This window comes from Acinetobacter sp. SAAs474 (assembly GCF_032823475.1).
Taxonomy (GTDB): Bacteria; Pseudomonadota; Gammaproteobacteria; order Pseudomonadales; family Moraxellaceae; genus Acinetobacter.
In genome coordinates, this window is record NZ_CP127915.1 from 1977495 (window position 1) to 1998729 (window position 21235).

Annotated in this window: 20 protein-coding genes; 9 read left to right on the forward strand and 11 right to left on the reverse strand. The window is 36.5% G+C overall.

All coding sequences use genetic code 11. The features are described 5' to 3' along the window. Positions 1–39: 39 nt before the first annotated feature. The 6 genes from QSG86_RS10100 to QSG86_RS10125 form a co-directional block, all read right to left on the reverse strand. Positions 40–825, reverse strand: a complete 786-nt coding sequence (locus QSG86_RS10100) for a 1,6-dihydroxycyclohexa-2,4-diene-1-carboxylate dehydrogenase (protein WP_317031367.1) — start codon at positions 823–825, stop codon at positions 40–42. 15 nt (positions 826–840) lie between these two features. After that, positions 841–1857, reverse strand: a complete 1017-nt coding sequence (gene benC / locus QSG86_RS10105) for a benzoate 1,2-dioxygenase electron transfer component BenC (RefSeq protein ID WP_317031368.1) — start codon at positions 1855–1857, stop codon at positions 841–843. A gap of 95 nt (positions 1858–1952) precedes the next feature. Further along, positions 1953–2456: a benzoate 1,2-dioxygenase small subunit gene (gene benB, locus QSG86_RS10110; protein WP_317031369.1), complete on the reverse strand. Its 504-nt coding sequence runs from the start codon at positions 2454–2456 to the stop codon at positions 1953–1955. Further along, positions 2453–3835: a benzoate 1,2-dioxygenase large subunit gene (benA, locus tag QSG86_RS10115; RefSeq protein ID WP_317031370.1), complete on the reverse strand. Its 1383-nt coding sequence runs from the start codon at positions 3833–3835 to the stop codon at positions 2453–2455. Before benA ends, benB begins: the two co-directional genes overlap by 4 nt. Positions 3836–3913: 78 nt before the next feature. After that, entirely contained in the window at positions 3914–4834 is a 921-nt protein-coding gene (catA, locus tag QSG86_RS10120; protein WP_317031371.1) for a catechol 1,2-dioxygenase, read from the reverse strand. Positions 4835–4936: 102 nt separating this feature from the next. Next, positions 4937–5230 carry a hypothetical protein gene (locus tag QSG86_RS10125; protein ID WP_317031372.1) on the reverse strand — a complete coding sequence of 98 codons (294 nt, stop codon included), beginning with the start codon at positions 5228–5230 and terminating at the stop codon, positions 4937–4939. A gap of 180 nt (positions 5231–5410) precedes the next feature. On the opposite strand from QSG86_RS10125, the gene QSG86_RS10130 reads away from it, so the two are divergent. From QSG86_RS10130 to QSG86_RS10145, 4 genes are all read left to right on the forward strand, one after another. Beyond that, a complete protein-coding gene (locus QSG86_RS10130) occupies positions 5411–6325 on the forward strand; it encodes a LysR family transcriptional regulator (protein WP_317031373.1) in 915 nt (304 codons plus the stop codon). A 411-nt stretch (positions 6326–6736) separates the two neighbouring features. After that, complete coding sequence (locus QSG86_RS10135; RefSeq protein WP_317031374.1) at positions 6737–8095, forward strand: MFS transporter; 1359 nt, start codon at positions 6737–6739, stop codon at positions 8093–8095. Between the two features lie 421 nt (positions 8096–8516). Further along, positions 8517–9797, forward strand: coding sequence for a DcaP family trimeric outer membrane transporter (locus tag QSG86_RS10140; RefSeq protein WP_317031375.1), 1281 nt, complete (start codon positions 8517–8519; stop codon positions 9795–9797). Positions 9798–9945: 148 nt separating this feature from the next. Then, entirely contained in the window at positions 9946–10674 is a 729-nt protein-coding gene (locus tag QSG86_RS10145; protein WP_317031376.1) for a potassium channel family protein, read from the forward strand. On the opposite strand, the gene QSG86_RS10150 is transcribed toward QSG86_RS10145, so the two are convergent. The 5 genes from QSG86_RS10150 to QSG86_RS10170 are packed head-to-tail and all read right to left on the reverse strand — an operon-like array spanning position 10671 to position 14165. Next, positions 10671–11873 carry a DegT/DnrJ/EryC1/StrS family aminotransferase gene (locus QSG86_RS10150; protein ID WP_317031377.1) on the reverse strand — a complete coding sequence of 401 codons (1203 nt, stop codon included), beginning with the start codon at positions 11871–11873 and terminating at the stop codon, positions 10671–10673. The two genes, QSG86_RS10145 and QSG86_RS10150, sit on opposite strands and share 4 nt — an antisense overlap. A 17-nt stretch (positions 11874–11890) precedes the next feature. After that, positions 11891–12283 (reverse strand): DMT family transporter, encoded by a 393-nt coding sequence (locus tag QSG86_RS10155; RefSeq protein ID WP_317031378.1) that lies wholly within the window; start codon positions 12281–12283, stop codon positions 11891–11893. After that, positions 12280–12639 carry an EamA family transporter gene (locus tag QSG86_RS10160; protein ID WP_317031379.1) on the reverse strand — a complete coding sequence of 120 codons (360 nt, stop codon included), beginning with the start codon at positions 12637–12639 and terminating at the stop codon, positions 12280–12282. The genes QSG86_RS10155 and QSG86_RS10160 overlap by 4 nt, the downstream gene beginning before the upstream one ends. Beyond that, positions 12640–13467: an alpha/beta hydrolase gene (locus tag QSG86_RS10165; RefSeq protein ID WP_317031380.1), complete on the reverse strand. Its 828-nt coding sequence runs from the start codon at positions 13465–13467 to the stop codon at positions 12640–12642. After that, positions 13464–14165, reverse strand: coding sequence for an MtnX-like HAD-IB family phosphatase (locus tag QSG86_RS10170; RefSeq protein WP_317031381.1), 702 nt, complete (start codon positions 14163–14165; stop codon positions 13464–13466). Before QSG86_RS10170 ends, QSG86_RS10165 begins: the two co-directional genes overlap by 4 nt. Positions 14166–14557: 392 nt before the next feature. On the opposite strand from QSG86_RS10170, the gene QSG86_RS10175 reads away from it, so the two are divergent. The 5 genes from QSG86_RS10175 to QSG86_RS10195 all read left to right on the forward strand — a co-directional run bounded on the left by QSG86_RS10175 (position 14558) and on the right by QSG86_RS10195 (position 21025). Beyond that, positions 14558–15346, forward strand: coding sequence for a MipA/OmpV family protein (locus tag QSG86_RS10175; RefSeq protein WP_317031382.1), 789 nt, complete (start codon positions 14558–14560; stop codon positions 15344–15346). Between the two features lie 220 nt (positions 15347–15566). Continuing rightward, positions 15567–16943, forward strand: a complete 1377-nt coding sequence (locus QSG86_RS10180) for an aspartate aminotransferase family protein (RefSeq protein ID WP_317031383.1) — start codon at positions 15567–15569, stop codon at positions 16941–16943. A 12-nt stretch (positions 16944–16955) separates the two neighbouring features. Next, a complete protein-coding gene (locus tag QSG86_RS10185; protein WP_317031384.1) occupies positions 16956–18011 on the forward strand; it encodes a GNAT family N-acetyltransferase in 1056 nt (351 codons plus the stop codon). Positions 18012–18115: 104 nt separating this feature from the next. Next, positions 18116–18988 carry a hypothetical protein gene (locus QSG86_RS10190; protein ID WP_317031385.1) on the forward strand — a complete coding sequence of 291 codons (873 nt, stop codon included), beginning with the start codon at positions 18116–18118 and terminating at the stop codon, positions 18986–18988. Between the two features lie 315 nt (positions 18989–19303). Beyond that, positions 19304–21025 (forward strand): thiamine pyrophosphate-dependent enzyme, encoded by a 1722-nt coding sequence (locus QSG86_RS10195; RefSeq protein ID WP_317031386.1) that lies wholly within the window; start codon positions 19304–19306, stop codon positions 21023–21025. Positions 21026–21235: the final 210 nt, after the last annotated feature.

A 21235-nucleotide genomic window follows, 5' to 3' on the forward strand; every position in this document is an offset into this window, starting at 1 on the left:
CATGATCCTGTCAGATCATGATGACAGGATAAATTTGGATTAACCTTGATCTCCACCACCGACAGGAACAATAGTACCGGTCATATACGATGCTTCATCTGAAGCTAAAAATACAATGGCATTGACTTGTTCTTGAATTGTGCCATAGCGGCCTAAAAAAGTACGCTCAATGGTTTGATCAACGACTTGTTGCATCCATTGTTTTTCATGTTCAGATAATGGATTTGCATTGCGTGGTACCTTACGTGGCGGGGCTTCTGTTCCTCCTGTCGCAATAGCATTGACACGAATACCATGTTTGGCATGTTCAAAAGCCAAAGCCGCAGTAAGGCCATTAACCCCACCTTTGGCGGCAGAATAAGGCACACGATTAATCCCACGCGTAGCAATCGATGAGACATTGACAATACTACCATGCTGATTTTTAATCATTTCGGGCAAGACCGCATGACAGCACCAGAGCGTTGGAAATAAAGAGCGATTCACTTCTTTAATGATTTCAGCCTCAGTGAATTGTTCAAATGGTTTCATCCAAATGGCGCCACCGACATTATTAATCAGAACATCAACACGACCATAGTGCATCATCGCTTGTTCAACGACTGCTTGTGCACCCGCATAGCTTTCGAGGTCGGCTTTGACCACAATGGCATCACCTTCACAGGCCTCAATTTCTGCTAATGTTTCTTGAACATAGTCAGATATATCTGCTAATACCACTTGTGCACCTTCGCGGGCGACCTGTAATGCAACGCCCTGACCGATACCTTGTGCCGCACCTGTAACAATAACGACTTTGTTTAAAAATCTTTGACGATTAGACATCTATTTTACTCTGCATTAGTTGGCTGAGAATTTCTCAAACAGGAAGTTGGCAGGCTGTACACCTTCAGTATTTAACCAGCCACGTACAGCATCAACCATTGCAACTGGTCCACAAAGATAAATATCGACATCTCCTGCATTTAACCAATCTTGTTCAATGTGACCTGTCACATAGCCTTTACGTGGATGTGTTGAGTCCGGATGAGCGACCACAGTACGATATTCAAACCATGGCAGTTGTTGTTGTAATTGGTCGAGTTGTTCGATTGCGACCAAATCAAAATCATGGGTCACACCAAAGATCAGACGTATAGGATGTATTGATCCTTTTTCAGCCAAAACTTGTAACATAGACATAAATGGCGCAATTCCTGTACCACCTGCAAGCATCAGGACTGGGCGAATAACCTGACGTAAATAGAAACTACCAAATGGTCCAGTAAAACTTATTTTGTCACCTACTTTGGCATCTTGGCTTAAAAAATGGCTCATTTTTCCGTTAGTGACATTGCGGACCACAAAGTTTGTTAGGCGATTACCGGGTTTTGAGCTAAAAGAATAAGAGCGTGTTATTGTTGTTTCTGGAATGCCCACATTAACATATTGACCAGCAAGGAAATTGATTTCAGGTTGATCCTCATCCAGCTGGATATCAAAGCTAATGGTAGATTCAGAGACATTTTCAATGCGAGCCAATGTCCCTTGATATTGATGTATTGCTGTTTTACATACATCCGAAGAGGCTTGTATTTGGAATATCGCATCTGAGGTAGGACGACATTGGCAGGCTAAAATATAACCTTGTGCAGCTTCTTCTGGTGTTAAGGCATCTTCAATATAGGTTTCTTCAGGCATGTCATAACTTCCTGACTCACACCATGCACGGCAGGTTCCACACGCACCATCACGACAGTCCAGTGGAATGTTAATTTTCTGACGATAAGCTGCATCGGACAATGACTCACCTTGGGTCACTGAAATAAAACGTGTTACGCCATCTTCAAATTGAAGTGCAATATTGTGGTTTGACATGGCTGAATATCCTTTAAAAACCTTGAAACTGGAGAACGCCTTTGGCCAAAATTCCATTTGGCAAAAGGCGAATATATTGAGGATGGATGGCTTATTTAGAGATGATAAATATCAATGACTTGATTGATATAATCATTTTTTAATACCACGTATTTATTTAATATTTGTGGTTGCTCATGAGATAGGTCAATTTCGTAACGTGACATACCAAAGTAGCTATAGCTGGTTTTATAACGGAAACTTAAAGTATTCCAGTTAAAACGAACCACCACTTTATCGGCATGACGTTCGAGAATTTCAATATTACTGATATTGTGACTGGTACGGGTATCTGGCATGGTTGCAGATGAGCGTTCAGTCTTAATCCGGAAAATACGATCTTCTAAACCTTGGCGGTCTGGATAATAAATCAATGAAATTTCAGATTGTGGATCTGTTGTTAAGGTATCGTCATCATCCCAAGCGGGCATCCAAAACGCTGCTGTTGCTGCATAGCACTGTAACCACTCATCCCATTGTTCGTCATCAAGTAAGCGCGCTTCTTTAAAAAGAAATGCACTAATCGTGCTTAAAGTGGCATCAAGATTGGCATTGCTCATGCGTCTTCTCCTTGTTCAACCAGTGCTTTTTCAGATGCGATTGCTTTTTTTATCTCGCTTAACCAATATTGGTGCTGTGCAAGATATAGGCCTTCGTCTTCGGTCTTAATCCCCGATAGCTTTGGTTGTAGTCCAATTTCATTAGCAGCATCATCAGGCCCCTGAATCCAATGTTTAGCGCCACGACACATATCATTCCATTCAAGTTCAATTCCCGCATAACCTGCTTGGCAGGCACGGAATTCTTCTAAATCATCTGGTGTTGCCATCCCTGAAGCATTAAAGAAATCTTCATATTGACGAATACGACGTGTCCGTGCTTCTGGTTCCTCACCAACTGGTGCGATACAATAAATTGTCACTTCTGTTTTATTGACGGACAGTGGACGTAATACTCGAATTTGTGAGCCAAATTGATCCATGAAATAGACATTTGGATATAGACATAAATTACGTGAACGTTCGATCATCCATTTTGACATTTCAGCACCGAATTTTTCGGTATATTCTGCAGCTTTAGGATAATTGGGACGATCTTCAGGATTAGCCCATTGCGTCCAAAGGAGCATATGGCCATTTTCAAAGCCGTATGAACCACCTCCTTGTTTACCCCAAGAACCTGCACTCATGGCACGAATGTTGTCGCCAGCTTGTTTTTCTTTACGTTGCTGCGTTGTCGCAGCATAATTCCAATGAACAGCAGATACATGGTAACCATCTGCACCATTTTCCGCAGTAAGTTTCCAGTTGCCTTCATAAGTATAAGTTGATGCGCCGCGTAAAACTTCTAAACCATGTTCAGATTGGTCGACAATCATATCGATAATTTTAGTCGTTTCACCTAAAAAATCTTGTAAAGGTAATACGTTGGGATTTAAGCTGCCAAATAAGAAACCTTTATAGTTGGCAAATTGTGCAACTTTTTTCAGATCATGTGAGCCTTCTTGATTAAAACAGTCCGAATAACCTGCATCTGAAGGATCTTTAACTTTTAATAATTTACCCGAGTTATTGAATGTCCAACCATGGAAAGGACAAGTATAGGTGGCTTTATTGCCACGTTTATTACGACAAAGCTGTGCACCGCGATGTGAACAGGCATTAATCATTGCATTGAGTTCACCATTACGGTTACGTGCAATTAGAATGGGTTGACGACCAATATAGGTTGTATAGTAATCGTTATTTTTTGGAATCTGGCTTTCATGTGCCAAGTAGACCCAGTTGCCTTCGAAGATATATTTCATTTCTAGGTCAAATAGGGCTTGATCTGTAAATACAGAACGATGTAGTTTAAATTCACCTGTATCAAAATTGTCTACAAGTAATTCATCAATACGATCCAAATGGCTGGTATTAATCACTGGAATACGAGGCATATTAGTTCTCCGCCTTTGCCAAAGTATACTGGTTAGCAGAATATTGAAAACGTCGCTATTCTGCTTTAAATCAGGTGATTAAGCGCTTGCACGACGACGGTCGACGACAGTCGTAGGTACACCAGCTTGATCTTTAACCAATTCAACATTGAATTGAATGTATTTGAATGGTGCTGTTAAACCACGACGTGTAATTTCTGCCTCATCGGTGATATCCACAGCTGTTGCCACTAAACCTTCACGTGTTGCAAAAGCAAAGTCATCCCAAAGGTATTGATCACCTTCGATATTAAATTGTGTTGTAAGCTTACGGTAACCCGGTGCAGTAATAAAATAGTGAACGTGTGATGGACGATTACCATGACGACCCAATTTATCAAGTAATAATTGTGTTGTGCCTTCTGGTGGGCAGCCATAACCGACAGGCATCGTGGTTAATGCAACATATTGGCCTTGTGCATCACTGAGGATAGAGCGACGTAGATTAAAATCAGATTGTGATTTATCAAAAAATGAATAGTTACCCAGACTATTGGCATGCCAAATTTCAACTTTGGCCCCCTCAATTAAATCACCTTCAGTATTTGTCACTGTACCTTCAATAATTAAAGTTGGGATTTTATCTTCTTCGCTACCATCATCCATACGGGCAAAACCAATAGACTCAGGTGCTCCAGCAACATAGAGTGGGCCTTCAATGGTACGTGGTGTACCACCGGTAATGCCTGCTTTTGCATCAGCTTCATCAGCACGTAAATCGAGATAGTGTTCAAGACCGAGGCCAGCAGCAAGTAAGCCAAGTTCATTGGCTTGGCCAGCATCAGTTAGATATTCAAGACCTTTCCACAGTTCCGTTTGGGAAATATCCAAGTCTTCGATTGCTTGAAATAAGTCGCCAACAAGACGAACAACGATGGTTTGAATACGCATATCTACTGGACCAGTTGCGCTATCAACATTCATTTTCTTAACTAAAGCATCAATTTCGTGACGGTTCATACTATACTCCTCAAGTATGTTGTTCTGGGCTAGCGATACAGCTTGAAGCGTGTTTGGCTGGCCACAGTCCTTGTGATCGTGGTGTTACACATGTATCGCTTTCTATAACAAGCGATGCACGATTGGATTAAAGATCGTCTTCAGGGATTGAAGAGAGATATTGATTAAGTGGCATGACTGCGTAAAAAATAGTGCTGTAGAGAAAAGTATTGCCACAGTATTTTTTAGCATAGTGTCAGCACGGAGATGCATACCAATGCGTTGAGTGAGATTGATTTGAATGCTTTTTAATCTTTTTTCACCATCGTCTAAATGGCCAATAGGCATTACTCCATTTATCAAACCTACTTGAGTTGCAATTTTGCTCAACACTAAGCGTTGGGCCTGTAGGGTCATGATCGCCATCCACTTTAAATGGATGGTTGCAATGTCGATGAGCAAAGTTTTGATTGATGGGTACATATCTACTCTCAGCATTGTTGCATTGTGTACTTTATTTGATATACCTTAAAAGAATAGAAAAATGCTGTCGAACACCATTTTTGCATTTTAATATATTTAAAAGGTATGACCGTCATGGAGCTTAGACATTTACGTTATTTTGTTGCTGTGGTTGAGGAACAAAGTTTTACTAAGGCAGCAGAAAAATTATTTATTGCTCAGCCACCATTGAGTCGGCAGATTCAAAATCTTGAAGCAGAATTGGGTATTACTTTATTTGAGCGTGGTAGTCGCCCTTTAAAGACCACACAGGCTGGCTATTTTTTTTATCAGCATGCACTGAAATTATTGGCCAGTGCAGAAGAAATGAAATCCATGACCAAACGAATAGGTATGGTGGAACGGACAATCACGATGGGATTTGTCGGATCACTGTTGTATGGCTTACTGTCTAAAATTATTTTTCTTTATCGTCAGCAGCAACCTCATTTAAAGATCGAATTGGTGGAAATGACGACATTACAACAAGTTAAAGCATTAAAAGAGGGTAAAATAGATGTTGGATTTGGTCGTTTGAAAATTTCAGATCCTGCTTTAAAACGTATTTTATTACGTGAAGAGCGTTTAATGATGGCAGTACATTCAGTACATCCATTAGCACAGCATAAAGAAGGTGTATATCTGTCAGATATTGTAGATGAGCAGATTTTTATGTATCCCAATAATGTGACACCAAGTTTTGCTACCCATGTGCAGCACTTATTTTCTGAGCATAATTTAGAACCGCAAAACTTACATTTAGTTCGAGAAATTCAGCTGGCCTTGGGTTTGGTGGCAGCTGGAGAGGGGATTTGTATTGTGCCTGCTAGTACACAAAGCATTCAACTTGCACATCTTAATTATATTCCTATTTTGGATGAAACTGCGACCAGTTCTATTTTTATGACCATACGTAACCTAGATAAAAGCGCAGATCTTCAATCATTAGTTGAGTGCATTTATCAGGTTTATGATTTAGAAGCATTTCCATATAAGCGAAATTTTATTTAGTCTTAGACGCTGGTTAGACTTTGGTCTAACTTTATTTTTTTACACAATGATCATTAAAACGATTGAGAATACTTTATAGATAGACTTTAGCATAAATATTAATGTTTATAGCTATTTAAAATATACAAGTATTTGATTTTATTAAGTATATTTACAGGTGATCCTCATTGGAGGGCTATTTTTTTAATGATTGGATTTCTTTTACTAGACTCAATCAGCAGTTTTAGACGTGATCACATGTTTAAAATGAATATTATGATGATTTAATATTTATTTTTTTCAACAACTCAAAAAAAATTACCAACCCAGAAGGTATATATATAGATAAATTCGGTTTTGGACATTTTTTTAGCCTTGTCTCACAGTAAATAACACAGGATTTGAGAGTGTTTCATTTGCGGGAGGCAAACGATGGAAGCCAACAGATTAAATATTAATACTGTGATTGATGATGCTAAATTTACGCCATTTCATTGGAATATTTTATTTTGGTGTTTATTGATTATTATTTTTGATGGTTATGACTTGGTCATTTATGGTGTGGCATTACCTTTATTAATGCAAGAATGGTCGCTGACTGCTGTACAAGCAGGATTACTGGCCAGTACTGCACTTTTTGGTATGATGTTTGGTGCCATGTGTTTTGGTACTTTATCCGATAAAATTGGCCGTAAAAAAACCATTATGATTTGTGTGGCAATTTTTAGTGGCTTTACCTTCTTGGGTGCTTTTGCATCTACACCGACTGAATTTGGTCTGTTAAGATTTCTAGCAGGTTTAGGTATTGGTGGTGTCATGCCGAATGTTGTAGCATTAATGACCGAATATTCACCGAAACGTATGCGTAGTACCTTAGTGGCTTTAATGTTCAGTGGTTATGCAATTGGTGGTATGACATCTGCCTTATTAGGTGCTTGGTTGGTGCCTCAATTTGGTTGGAAAATCATGTTTTATATAGCGTGTATTCCTTTTGTTGCATTGCCTATTATTTGGAAATATTTACCAGAATCATTGCTTTATTTAACCAATAAAGGAAACAAATCACAGGTAGAACACATTGTTGCAAAAATTGCACCTGAGCAAAAAGTCACGGCACAAACCCAATTTATCGTACATGAAGTCATGCAGGGAGATGAAGCACCTTTAAAAGCATTATTTCAGCAAGGGCGTTTAATGAGTACCTTGATGTTTTGGATTGCTTTCTTTATGTGTTTATTGATGGTTTATGCATTAGGAAGTTGGTTACCTAAACTGATGATTCAGGCAGGCTATTCACTCGGTGCAAGTATGATCTTTTTATTTGCTTTGAATATTGGCGGTATGATTGGCGCAATTGGTGGTGGAATATTGGCTGATCGCTTTAATATTAAAAAGGTATTAGGGATTATGTTTGTCTGTGGTGCATTGGCTTTGATTTTACTTGGCTTTAATAGTCCACAAATGGTGTTGTATACATTAATTGCTATAGCTGGCGCAGCCACGATAGGTTCTCAAATTTTACTGTATACTTTTGTTGCGCAATATTATCCATCTACTGTACGTTCTACAGGCATGGGGTGGGCATCTGGAATTGGTCGCATAGGTGCAATTGTGGGTCCTGTATTAACAGGTGCTTTGTTGGGTTTTGAATTGCCACATCAAATGAATTTTCTCGTAATTGCTGTGCCAGGAATTATTGCAGCAATCGCCGTATTTTCAGTGAATCAAAAAACTTCAGTTGAAAATACCATGCAAGCAAGATTGATGCATAAAGCTGCCACCTCCAAATGATTACAACATTGGATCATTAAGTGGTATCACGTATCTGATGATACTAAGCCTAAATATTGAAGCAACGCCATGATTTGATATTAATTTTTTAAAAACAGAGTATTAGTGCTATTTTTATAAAAAAGATGACCTCATGAGACTAGAATTAATTCGTCTGTTTACTAGGGATTCATGTATAAATAGTACTTTAATACTTAAAGTTTAGGCTTTTAAATTGTATTTATTTTAAGACAAATGGCTTTTAAATTTTATGAATATGTTTTACATCAAAGTTTTATTGATTCTATCAAGATAATCAACAGCATTACTGATGATAAAAAATAGAGCATGATAAAAGCCATATTGACTTAGGGATATATGTTCAGGAAATGGCAATAGAATGGATCGATTGCCATCAATAAAAACTCCATATGAGGTTAGGATGAATACTCATACACGTAATTTAAAACCTTTAGCCTATGCGATATTATCGTTGGTTAGTTTACCAACATGGGCTGCAGCAAATCCAGAAATTGAACAGTTACAACGAGAGGTCAATGAACTTAAACAGCTCATTCAGCAAATGAATGTGCAACAGCAACAACAAGCGATAAGCTTGACTCAATTACCAGCACCAGTACAAAGTACAGCCACGATCGAAAAGCTTAAAACCACTTTACCGATGACGAAAAGTGGCGTTGATGTACAGCTTTATGGCAATGTACGTCTAGATGCGCTGTATCAGATTGAAGGTGGTAATGCATCAAGACTATATAATCAAATTAATACAGTCCCTTTAAAGGGTGATCCTTCTAGTCCAGATCAATTTAAATCTTCATTGGCTGCAACTCGATTGGGCCTAGATTTTAATACTAAAACCACTAAAGGTGATATTGCTGGTAAGATCGAAGTCGATTTCCTAGGCGCGAATGACACGCTACGTTTACGTCATGCTTATCTAACATATCAAAATTGGTTAATTGGTCAGACCTGGTCTAACTTTGCCGTACCTGATTATATGCCAGAATCTATTGATGCATTGGGATATGTAGGGGGAGCAATTAAACGTAATCCACAAATACGTTATAGCCAGAAATTTAATCCAGCGACCAATATTGTGTGGGCTTTAGAAGATCCAAAAGACGATAACTCAAAATCACGTTTTCCAGCATTAAGCGCAAGATTTAATCATCAATTTAATGATGATCTAAAAATGAGTGCACGTGCCATGGTGAATGAAAAGAAAACTGCTGAGGATCATGAGACAGCTTGGGGTGTTGGTTTGGGGATGAAATATGATCTATTTGAAAACACCAGTATTAAAGCAGATTACTATCATGTAAAAGGGGACAGCAGTTTTATTCCATGGACCAATAAAGGATTTTTGGTAAATGCTCAAGATGAAATTATTGCAACCAATAAATTTGATTCTATTACGGTCGGAATTACACAAAAAATTAAGCCTAACTTACGAACTACCATAGGTTATGGTTATATGCGTTCACCGGATAATCAGCAATATATTGATGCTTTAGCAGATCCGACTACTGCCAATAAAAGCCTATGGCAAGTCTGGGCCAATATTTTTTATAATCCGGTTAAACCGATTAGCTATGGTGTAGAGTATGTTTATGGTGAACGTACTGCTTTTAAAGACAATACACATGGTCATGATAAAGGGGTAGATAATCGCTTTAATTTTGTCGTGATGTATGATTTCTAATTTTATCTAAGCGTGGATACATGACATAGTTCAATCACTATGTCATGATTTTAAAATATTAATGTATTAAAAAAAGTATCAAGATCAGATTCGACTTTGATAATTTTATTTGTATACTGTTTACTCTTGTTATTTTAGATCTTTTGCCTTGAAAAGTATTAAAGCTTATTTATTAGATCATCATCAGTCGCTACGTAAGTTATTATATTTTTTAATGATTGTTGCTTCTGTTGTTTTAATTATTAATATTTCAATAGAAACTTTTCAGCATGATGCTTTTGTAGCACATGCGATTTATTTACAAATCCAATTTTGGATTTGCATTTTTTTTACCGTAAATTTTTTTATTTTTTTCTTATTGGCTGAGAAAAAAATAAAATTTTTAATGAAATACTCCATTTTATTATTATTTTGTATACCGTATTTAAGTTTATTAAATTATACCTCGATTAAATTAACCCCAGAACAAATTTATTTAATTGGATCTTTGCCATTATTTAGAGGTGGTTTGGCTTTGGTCATGTTGATTTTACTCTTGGTCAAACGTAACACGACTGCTTTATTTATTTCTTATAATTTGCTGTTATTTGCTGTGGTGTATTTTATTAGTCTGATTTTTTTTATTTTTGAGCGTAATGTCAACCATGAAGTTCATACCTATAAAGATGCACTGTGGTGGGCTGGGATGACGGTGACGACCTTAGGGCCGAATATTATTCCAGTTACGGACATCGGGCGAATATTAACTATCGTACTGGCTGGAACAGGCATGACAGCTTTTCCAATTTTTACGGTGTATTTAACCTCAGTTGTCAACCGTTTTACGCAAAATGAAAGGGATGCAAAGCATAATGACAAGCAACATAACCAAAATTAATCTTGCAGATCATATTTTTTTAAAACATTGAGAATCATAGAAAACTTCTCATCATCTAGCCATAGAGAGTTACTGATCGTGAAGCTCGATGCGGCAAACTGTACCGCATTTGGTGTTACGGCCTTGATATGTGCTAAATGTGGATAATCAGCAATCGCATGGACAAATAGTTTGGTTACGCCCAAATGACTGCGCCATAATTCATTGAGGATTTTTTTACATAAATGTGAATTGTAAACAATAATCAACAGAAATGGAAAATTACTTTGTGTATGCGGCGCTTCACAAAAAACTTTTAAATAAGAAAGCTGACGTAATTGTGCAATACGTTGATGGGCTTGTTGACGTAATTTTTGCCAGTAATCAGGTAGTCTTTCGGCTGCGTTAGCAGCCACTTGGCTACGCCATCTACCGAGCTGATGAATGGGAATATCCGCTGGTCCAAAATCATCACCAACTGCCGCAATTTCATCATGTCGATCGAGTGATTTACGTCGTGGATAACCATACAATAATGTGAGCGAGAGTGGATGATAAAAAAGATAGTATCCGATTAATTCAAAACAACGTTTTAATTCCCATAAAAAAAGTTGTGGCAGTTGTTGTGCTTTATCGTGTAATTCTTGATGTAGCGCCGAATGTCGGCTGAAAACTAGCCCACCTTCAGCACTGGTTAAGCCTTTCCCAAAGGCCAAGCTAAAAAAACCAATGTCACCTCGTAAACCGACACTTTGTCCTTTATCTTGTGCACCAAGTGCTTGAGCGGCATCTTCAATAATATAACAACCGACATTTTTAGCCAGTGTTTGTATTTGCTCAAAAGGATAAACCAGACCAGCATAGTGTGTGACAATAATGGCCAAGGTATTATTATTGACAAGTGATACTAACTGCATTTCATCCATGACATAATCTGCCAAGCTCAGATCACAAAGCACAGGTACTAAGCCGATTTTTTCCACAGCGAGTACCACTAATGGACATGTCCAAGCTGGAATGATCACTTGATTTCTATGAGGACAACGCTGTTGTAATACTTCGAGACTTAAGATCAGAGCAACGGTACCAGAGCAGGTTAATGCCGGTATGGGAATATTCAATAATTGAGCAATTTTTTGATTTAAAGCCAGATCAGGAGAATCATATAGATCCTGAAATTGGGGGGCTAAACCAGCAGTGGGCGGAATTTCATAATACATGATGAATGACCCTAAATTTAATCTATTGAATGTGGTGATACTTCAGCAGATTCTGATTTAGCTAAAAACATTACGCCCGCTAAAATAAGTATTGCACCAATGATTTTGCTTAAGGTCAATGGTTCATGAAATAGCCAAATAGACAATAAAGTTACGCTAATAATTTCTAAGTGTGAGGCTGCAAAGGCTGGTCCTACTGGTGCATGACGCAATAAGGTCATCCAGGTAAAAAATGCTCCAATATAACCAATAAAAGCACCATAAATCCAAGGATGACTAAAAATACGTATTAGCCATGGTAAGTCAAAGGTGACTGGAAGTGCATAGATGGATGCATATTTAAAGCTAATTTGTGCCAAGGTATCAAAGCATATCAGGACCAAGAAACCAATAATATAAAAATATCTCATCCACCAACCCCAACCACCATGACGCCAAGTGTAATTAAAATAACCCCGATCAGCCGATTTTTAGTAATTTTTTCATGAAAGAATAAACGGCCAGCAATCATGATGACGACAATATTAATACTTCCTAGCATGACGCCGTTAGAAAGGGGAACAAAAGATAAAAATGCCAGCCATACAATAAACTCGAGAATATAGCTGAATATGCCCACCCATAACCAAGGTCGTTTTGCCATATATTGCCAATGGGCTAAACCAGAGTGGTTTAAGTTTTCTGTTGCTGCGGCTTTAAATGCGAGTTGTCCCACAGTATCAACCACAATGGTGATAAACCAGACAGTAATAACGATAGGGCTCATTTAGGCAGATACTTTTGTGATTGAAGAAAAATCTTCGATGAATTGAAGTGATTCATTAATCACTTGTTTACGATCATTATCAATGGTGATCATATGATAGCTGTTATATAACCAGATCAAGCGTTTGGGACCACGAATATGGCTATAAATCATTTCAGAGTTTTTACGATGTGCAATATCATCATCAAAAGCATGCAAACAGAGACAAGGTGCCGTAATTTGACGAAGATGCTTGCGTACATCACGAGATAGTTTTTGTAATTCATAAAGTGAATACCAAGGATTGCCAGGTAATCCTGCAACACTACTATCATCGCTATTCATCGCATTGACAATACGATCACGCAGACTTTTATTTTTAATACCATATGGTTCGGCTTCATCAAACGTTGTGTGTTTAAAACGATTGATTTTTGACACAATAGGTAATCCAACGGGCCCGATTAATTTGGACCAAGTGGGAACACTCCAGCCATTATATTTAAAAGTGGGACTATAGCTAATTACACCATTAACATGGTGTTCAGATGCATATTTCAGAGCAAGCAGAGCACCCATAGAGAGTCCAGCGACAAATATTTGTGTTGTTTCTTGTCTTAGGGCTCTCGCTGCAGTACAGACACTCGCGTACCAATCTTGCCAATTCGTTTTAATTAAATCATCAATATCGCCACAATGACCAGCCAATTGTACGCCATAAACACTATAGCCTGCTTGATTAAATTGTCGGGCAATACCACGAACTTCATTTGGGGTACCTGTCAAACCATGAATTAATAGGATACCAATATGGTTGCCTTTTAGAAAAAAAGAATGATCTTGAATCATGATGTGACAGTACCTGAAAGAACAAAATTTTCTAAATAGTGAACAGCATCACCCAATGTATAAATAGGTTGAAAGGAAATACCTTGTTGTTCACAGTGCTGAATTAATGATTTTTTTGCAAATACATAATGCGCATTGCCCGCCAAACAGAAATCTGAACGTCCATCACCAATTAGGATAATATTTTGATGTAACTGTTGTGCTGCCTGTTGGCATTTACATGTACCACTTTGATAAAGACAACGTGGATTTTCATATGGAAATTCAAGTGTCCATTGACGTGATGAAATTTGAATTAATCGATTTGCGATCACTGGCAAGTATTCCAATTGATAACGTTTCAATAAGTAGTAAATAACCTGATCAAGTCCATCACTAACAATGGTTAAAGGAATCTGATGACTATTGCAAAACTGTACAAGATCCAAAAAAGTGAGGTCTAATTCAAGTTGATCAAGACAATGGTGTAGCTCTTCAATAGACATATTTAAAAGTTCAACTTGTTTTTTCATACAAAGTTTAGAACCGATTAAACCGTGTTGCCATTGTTGTTCGATTTCTACCCATCCATGCTGAGCAAATTGGTGTAAAAGTTGATCTGTTGTATCATTTAAGCTGATAGTGCCATCAAAATCACAAAAAATATGTAATGGTTTTTGGGAAAAAATTGGGGAAAGTAGGGAATTAGTTACCAACATTGGGTTCTCACAAAAGTATTATTGTATTTAGGCTGTCAAAAATGGGTTAAATATAATATTTATTTTAATCTTATTTTTTAATGATGAAGAAAAATGTAGCCTAGTTGTTACAAATTTTACACAGTGTATAATCTTTGTTGTAGTTCTATCTAGAATAGAATTTAGCAAATTTTTTAAAAATAATCAAATTATTTAATTGCACCATATATTATTGGTGATAATATTTGATATCATCATAAAATAATAAAAATAGAATAAGTTTATGCTATATAAAGCGAATTCTTATAATGTAAATTTATTTTTCAATTGACTTAATTATTAATAATTAGATTACAGATGATATTGATAGGTGATTAAAAATAGTGATTCATTTTGATTTAAATGGAAAATATATGAAGTATTTAACAAAACGAAATAATATTAGATGTGGGGAAACTGGCTTTATTTTCTATATTTTTTTATTGATTTTATTTTCTTCATCTTCTGTTCATGCATCATCTGACCAGCATACAAATATTAGTGCTGGTGCAACATTAAATATTAATTTTGAAGCCTATAATCCTGATGTTCAAGATCCAAAACTGAGTATCATGCCGACTATTTTTTATGATAACTCATTGTTATATATAGAAAGTGATGAGGTTGGAGCTTATCTTTATCAAGATGAGAAAAATCAGCTCCGTATTAATACTTATTATGATAGTTCTAGTTATGATCCAGATGATCATGATCGTCATTTAAATAAACGTAAATGGTCTGTTATGGCGGGCGCCAGTTATATGAGAATAACGCCTTATGGTGGTTTTAAATTACAAATAGGTTCTGATATATTAAATCGTAATAAAGGTACAGTCATAACGGCTGCTTATTTGGCAGAATTGCAACAAGGGCGCTGGACATGGTATCCTGAATTCGGTATAAATTGGAATAATTCATCTTATAATCAATACTATTATGGCGTCACTCATGTAGAGGCACAAAAAACTCATTTAGCTGTTTATCAGGCAAAATCTGCTTTTGAACCTTATATATCTATAAATAGCACTTATAGATTGAATCATAAGTTTGATATTACGTCTGGAATAGAGATTAATTATATGAGTAATGAGTTATATTCTAGTCCTTTAGTTAATAAGCGTTTTGATATTACAGCGATCATCGGTTTTTTATATCATTTTTGATTGGAGTATAATATCTGAGTTTATTATAATCTGGTATTATGTGAAAAAATGAATTATTTTGATAGCATCAGTTGTATCTATAAATTTATCGTATAAAATAAATTTTGTTATATAAATAATGAAAAATTGATTTTAATACATTAAATATTTTTAATAAATTATTAATAATCAATAGGTTGTAAAACCTATAAAATATGATGAAAATGAAGGTTAAATAATCATGTCAATTAATATCCCTCAGTTATTGGATGATGAAGCAAAGTACTGTTCACATGGCGATACAGTGCATTATGTTAATCCACCTAAAATTTTTACCAATTGCCAAGGGAGCTATCTTTATGATGATCAGGGAGTTGAATATTTAGATTTACAGATGTGGTATTCTGCAGTTAATTTTGGTTATAAAAATTCACGATTAGACCACGCATTAATTCAACAAATTCATCAACTGCCACAAATTGCCAGTCAGTACTTACATCCCACAAAAATTGAGTTAAGTAAGGTGATTGCAGAAGATATACTGCAAAAAACTGGGATAAAAGGCCGTATTCACTATAATGTAGGCGGTTCACAAGCCATTGAAGATTCATTAAAATTAGTCCGTAACTTCTGTAAAGGCAAAAGTCGTATGTTTGCCTTTGAGGGTGGATATCATGGTCGTACTTTAGCTGCATCATCGATTACGTCGAGTTATCGCTATCGTCGTCGTTATGGTCATTTTGGTGATCGTGCTCAATTTATCCCGTTTCCATATCCATTTCGTCGTCCTAAAGGTATGACTGCTGAGGAGTATGCAGATAAATTAATTGCTGAATTTGCACGTCTTTTTGAAAATGAATACCATGGTGTTTGGGATCCAAAAGTTAGAGAAAGTGAGTTTGCTGCATTTTATATTGAGACCATTCAAGGGACGGGAGGCTATGTTATTCCACCTAAGAATTTTTATACAGGATTAAAAAAAGTGCTCGATGAGCATGGTATTTTATTGGTCATCGATGAAATTCAAATGGGCTTTTATCGGACAGGAAAGCTTTGGTCATTTGAACATTTTGACATTACACCTGATGTTTTGGTCTTTGGTAAGGCACTGACCAATGGCTTAAATCCTTTAGCAGGACTTTGGGCCAAAGAAGCAATGATCAATCCTGAAGTCTTTCCTGTTGGCTCAACACATTCGACCTTTGCATCAAATCCTCTTGGTACAGCGGTGGGTTTAGAAGTAATGACGATGTTGGCTGAGAAAGATTATGAGCAACAAATTATGCAAAGTGGTGCTTATTTTCTAGACGGTCTAAAAGAGTTACAACGTCGCCATGTGGAAATTGGTGATGTCGATGGTCTTGGTTTGGCATTACGTGCTGAAATTTGTCAAGCGGATGGCTTTACGCCGAATAAAGCGTTACTTGATAAAATGGTGGATATTGGTTTATCTGGCGATTTGCAATATCAAGGTAAAAAATGTGGCTTGGTACTGGATGTCGGGGGCTATTATAAAAATGTGATTACCTTTGCACCATCTCTTGAAATTTCACGTGCTGAAATTGATCAAGCGTTGGTATTGTTAGATCAATTATTAACACGTGCCAAACAACAGTGATAGTCTGAAATAATGTCTACCTTTTTTAACCAGTTGGAACCACAAAATTTGGTGGAGGCATTTCTAAAGCATCCACCTTATGATTTTGAGCTGAATTTATCAGCTCAAATACCATGTTTTTATATGTCATTTAACTTGCTGACCACATTAGATGGTTCAGCAAGGAAAAAAATACAATCGTTGTATGCGTATACACAATGGGAAAAAATATTACACTTTCCAACCTGTTTTATTGGTACAACTGTTTCTGAATATACGCCTTTGCTGAGCAAAATGAGTCCGGAAAAGGCTGTAGAAACATTTAAAATTTTGGGGAAAAAGCAGCGTTTAACGATCATTAAAGATTTGCCTATCCAATCGCCTTTATTGTCTCAAGCAGAAAATGATTATAGTGCTGCTTTGATTAAAGCTGCTCAACAGCAAGATTTTTTTGTTGTACAAGGTCAAGCTTTAGCATATGTCCATTTAGATTTTAGTCATCGTGATGACTATCTGGCACGCTTTTCAAAGCAACGTAGAAAAAATTTAAAAAGAAAATTAAAAAGTCTAGCCAATTTACGTGTTGAATGCCTAAAAACAGGTGCGACAGTATTCGACGATTTTTCTTTTCGACAGCAGCTTTATGCTTTATATTTTGCGGTATATCAGCAAAGTGAAATTCATTTTGATTTATTGACTGCTGAATTTTTTGATGAAATTTTACAAGATTCTCAGAGCGGAGGCTGTGTTTTCTGTTATTGGGATCAGGATATATTAGTCGGCTATAATATTTGTTATCAATATGGTGATAAATTAATTGATAAATATATTGGAATGAATTATCCACTTGCGAAAGAACATAATCTTTATTTTATTAGCTGGTTTGTTAATTTAGATTATGCTTTACAGCATCAGCTTAAATATTATGTTGCGGGATGGACTGATCCTGAAGTTAAGGCCCAGCTCGGTGCACAATTTACCTTTACACAGCATTTGGTCTGGATTAGATCGCCTATTTTAAATACGTTGCTTCGACCATTGAAGCATTTATTTGAAGCTGATTTACACTGGCAACAACAAAAAAATTAAATGGTGATGTTGTGCAATATCCCTGCAAAAAATCAAGTTCAGTCCTAATATTCACTATATGAGACAGTAAATGATAACCCATCAATTATTAAGGTAAATCAAAGATGCAGCGTACTCATGTCGTATTAAATTTTGATACCTCAACAGGTTTAATGGATAAAGCTCAAGTTATTGACTTGCAAACATGGCAAGAGGCGATTCGTTTTGGCTGTTCTTGGAAAAAATTTAGACATTTAGCTCAGTATCTTCATCAACAATTACCTGCATTTGATCAATTGGGATGCGTGCTGATGGGGAGTGGTGATTATCATCATGTGACTCAATTATTATTGTCCAGACTATCTACACCGCTTCATTTAATTATTTGTGATAATCATCCAGATAATATGCGTTATCCTTTTGGTATTCATTGCGGCTCTTGGGTATATTGGGCTAGTCGATTGCCCCATATTAAACGTATCGATGTACTTGGAATTTGTTCTGCAGATATCAGTTTAAAACATGCATGGGAAAATCACTGGGCGCCTTTAAGGCAAGGAAAACTACATTATTGGAGTATTGGTCAAGATGCTTCTTGGACCAAATGGATTGGTGCTGGCAAAAACTGGCATCAATTTGATACTGCGGATGCATTGTTGAATACATTTTTAACGCAATTAGAAACATTGTCTTATCCACGTTATCTTTCCATAGATAAAGATGTACTTTCCGTTCAGGAGGTGCGTACCAATTGGGATCAAGGTCAGTTTTTGTACCATCATCTTGAGCAGTTGATTCAGGCCTGTCACGGTCAATTAATTGCTGCTGACATTACAGGTGATATTTCGGCTTATGATTATCAAAGTCATTTTAAGCGCTTTTTAAGTGCATCGGATGGCCAAACCATGCTAACTCAGCAACAGATTTTGCAGTGGCAATCTGGTCAAGCTAAAATTAATCAACAGTTAATACAGCAATTGGAATATGCTTTTCAATAATATAAATTCGGTATTGTTGCCGTGTTTAATGCGAATCAAATCAATATATGATTTTGTTGATCCTCAAAATAATGAAGTAATCCTAGAAGTATTTCTACTTAAATATTATTGAGGCTAATTACATAAAATTTCAATAATAATGTATGGATTTAGCTAGTATAAGCATGTGTTTTTAATATGAATTAAATGGCTTAATGATTATATTTAATTCTATTTAAATTAATTTTGATTTATTTTATACGTGATGAATCAAGTGAAAAATTCATTATATCTTTAAAATTTTTAATTTTAATAGCAATAAAATGAGGAATAAAAATGACGCAACAAAAAAGAGTATCTGATATTTTAGTCGATGTATTAGAACAGGCAGGTGTACAGCATTGTTACGGTATTGTTGGCGATACCCTGAACTTTGTTACTGAAGCTATTTATCAAAGTTCAATTCAATGGGTACATATGCGTCATGAAGAAGCTGGCGCATTTGCAGCAGGTGCAGAAGCATTGTTTGCTGATCGTTTAACCGCATGTGCTGGTTCGTGTGGACCAGGCAGCTTACATTTTATTAATGGCATATTTGAAGCACATCGTAATAATGCTCCTGTAATTTTAATTGCAAGTCAATTGCCCAGTGAAAGTTTGGGAACTGGTTTTCCTCAAGAAGTAGATGTGGTTTCACTCTATAAAGAATGCTCTGTTTTTTGTCAGCAATTAACTGATCCTCGTCAAGCAAGGCGCGTTTTTACTCAGGCAGCACAGGCCGCAATCAATAAAAAAGGTGTGGCTGTGATTGTGTTACCTGTTGATGTAAGTAAAGCGATGGTGGAAGATCATACGGGTATACGCGTATGGACTGCTCAACCTGTAATTCATCCAAATGAACATGAACTGGATCAAATAGCAACCTTAATTGAACAAGGGAAAAAGATCGGTATTTATGCGGGTATAGGCTGTCAATATGCTCATGATGAACTACTGCAACTGGCAGAAAAATTAAAAGCACCAATTGCACATACCTCACGTGCTAAAGATTTTGTAGAATATCAAAATCCCTATAATGTTGGCATGACGGGTATGTTTGGTAATAAAGGCGCTTTTGAAATGATTAAAGAGTGCGATACTTTATTGCTTTTGGGCTGTGGGTTTGCGTGGTCACAATTCTATCCCGAGCATGCCAATATTATTCAAATTGATCATGATGTCACTCAGCTTGGCTTACGTCATCCGATTAAATTTGGCGCAGTCGGTGATGTTAAAGCAACAATCACAGCATTGCTCCCTAAATTACAACAGCGCGATCATCGAGATTTCTTAGAAAAATATGTCAATCTGTATTGTCAATCGATTCATAAGTTAGATGCTCGTGCCATGATTGAACATCATGGAGCCATTCATCCACAGTATTTAGTTGAGCTGATTGATGAGTATGCAACAGATGATGCTATGTTTACTGCAGATGTCGGTTCTGCCATGGTATGGATGTGTCGTCATATTCATGTCAATGGTAAGCGTCGTACATTGACCAGTTTAAAGCACGGTACGATGGCCAATGCCATGCCGCAAGCATTAGGTTTACAAAAAGCATTTCCTGATCGCCAAGTCATCTCTATTTCGGGGGATGGTGGTTTGACCATGTTACTTGGCGATTTACTGACCGCGCATCAAGAAAAACTACCTATTAAAATATTTGTTTTAAATAATGGTGCACTTGATTTTGTAGAACTGGAGCAAAAAGGCGAAGGGTTAATTAACCGTTATACTGACTTACATAATGGTGATCTCACCATGATTGCACAAGCAATGGGTTTTTATGCACAAACTGTTGAGCATGGTAAAGACTTAGATGCTGCAGTAAAAGCATGTTTGGCGAGTGAAGGTCCGGCATTGTTAAATGTCAAAACCAGTCCAAACGAGTTAATTGTACCGCCAGTCATTATGACTGAAAATGTCACCAGTATGGCGCTATATAGTACTAAAGCAATTTTAGAAGGGAAATCATCAGATGTCTTTAGCTTTCTAAAAGATAACTTTAAATCTTAATCTCTTTTTAATTATAACAAGAGGTTAAAATATTAACCTCTTGTTTATTATTATCTTAATTTATTACTGCTTTTATATTGTAGAAATTTCAGTCTCACACTATTCAGTAATATTTGATATTATATCTTTAAATATTTAAAATAATTGTCGTTTAGAATTGATTTTAAGCCAATTTTAATCATTATTAGATGATCTATAAATATAATAAAA

What these genes read in the sequence shown, in the direction of transcription:
- QSG86_RS10100 (WP_317031367.1), bottom strand. Translation starts at nt 825, where the DNA reads ATGTCTAATCGTCAAAGATTTTTAAACAAAGTCGTTATTGTTACAGGT.
- benC (WP_317031368.1), bottom strand. Translation starts at nt 1,857, where the DNA reads ATGTCAAACCACAATATTGCACTTCAATTTGAAGATGGCGTAACACGT.
- benB (WP_317031369.1), bottom strand. Translation starts at nt 2,456, where the DNA reads ATGAGCAATGCCAATCTTGATGCCACTTTAAGCACGATTAGTGCATTT.
- benA (WP_317031370.1), bottom strand. Translation starts at nt 3,835, where the DNA reads ATGCCTCGTATTCCAGTGATTAATACCAGCCATTTGGATCGTATTGAT.
- catA (WP_317031371.1), bottom strand. Translation starts at nt 4,834, where the DNA reads ATGAACCGTCACGAAATTGATGCTTTAGTTAAGAAAATGAATGTTGAT.
- QSG86_RS10125 (WP_317031372.1), bottom strand. Translation starts at nt 5,230, where the DNA reads ATGACCCTACAGGCCCAACGCTTAGTGTTGAGCAAAATTGCAACTCAA.
- QSG86_RS10130 (WP_317031373.1), top strand. Translation starts at nt 5,411, where the DNA reads ATGGAGCTTAGACATTTACGTTATTTTGTTGCTGTGGTTGAGGAACAA.
- QSG86_RS10135 (WP_317031374.1), top strand. Translation starts at nt 6,737, where the DNA reads ATGGAAGCCAACAGATTAAATATTAATACTGTGATTGATGATGCTAAA.
- QSG86_RS10140 (WP_317031375.1), top strand. Translation starts at nt 8,517, where the DNA reads ATGAATACTCATACACGTAATTTAAAACCTTTAGCCTATGCGATATTA.
- QSG86_RS10150 (WP_317031377.1), bottom strand. Translation starts at nt 11,873, where the DNA reads ATGTATTATGAAATTCCGCCCACTGCTGGTTTAGCCCCCCAATTTCAG.
- QSG86_RS10155 (WP_317031378.1), bottom strand. Translation starts at nt 12,283, where the DNA reads ATGAGATATTTTTATATTATTGGTTTCTTGGTCCTGATATGCTTTGAT.
- QSG86_RS10160 (WP_317031379.1), bottom strand. Translation starts at nt 12,639, where the DNA reads ATGAGCCCTATCGTTATTACTGTCTGGTTTATCACCATTGTGGTTGAT.
- QSG86_RS10165 (WP_317031380.1), bottom strand. Translation starts at nt 13,467, where the DNA reads ATGATTCAAGATCATTCTTTTTTTCTAAAAGGCAACCATATTGGTATC.
- QSG86_RS10170 (WP_317031381.1), bottom strand. Translation starts at nt 14,165, where the DNA reads ATGTTGGTAACTAATTCCCTACTTTCCCCAATTTTTTCCCAAAAACCA.
- QSG86_RS10175 (WP_317031382.1), top strand. Translation starts at nt 14,558, where the DNA reads ATGAAGTATTTAACAAAACGAAATAATATTAGATGTGGGGAAACTGGC.
- QSG86_RS10180 (WP_317031383.1), top strand. Translation starts at nt 15,567, where the DNA reads ATGTCAATTAATATCCCTCAGTTATTGGATGATGAAGCAAAGTACTGT.
- QSG86_RS10185 (WP_317031384.1), top strand. Translation starts at nt 16,956, where the DNA reads ATGTCTACCTTTTTTAACCAGTTGGAACCACAAAATTTGGTGGAGGCA.
- QSG86_RS10190 (WP_317031385.1), top strand. Translation starts at nt 18,116, where the DNA reads ATGCAGCGTACTCATGTCGTATTAAATTTTGATACCTCAACAGGTTTA.
- QSG86_RS10195 (WP_317031386.1), top strand. Translation starts at nt 19,304, where the DNA reads ATGACGCAACAAAAAAGAGTATCTGATATTTTAGTCGATGTATTAGAA.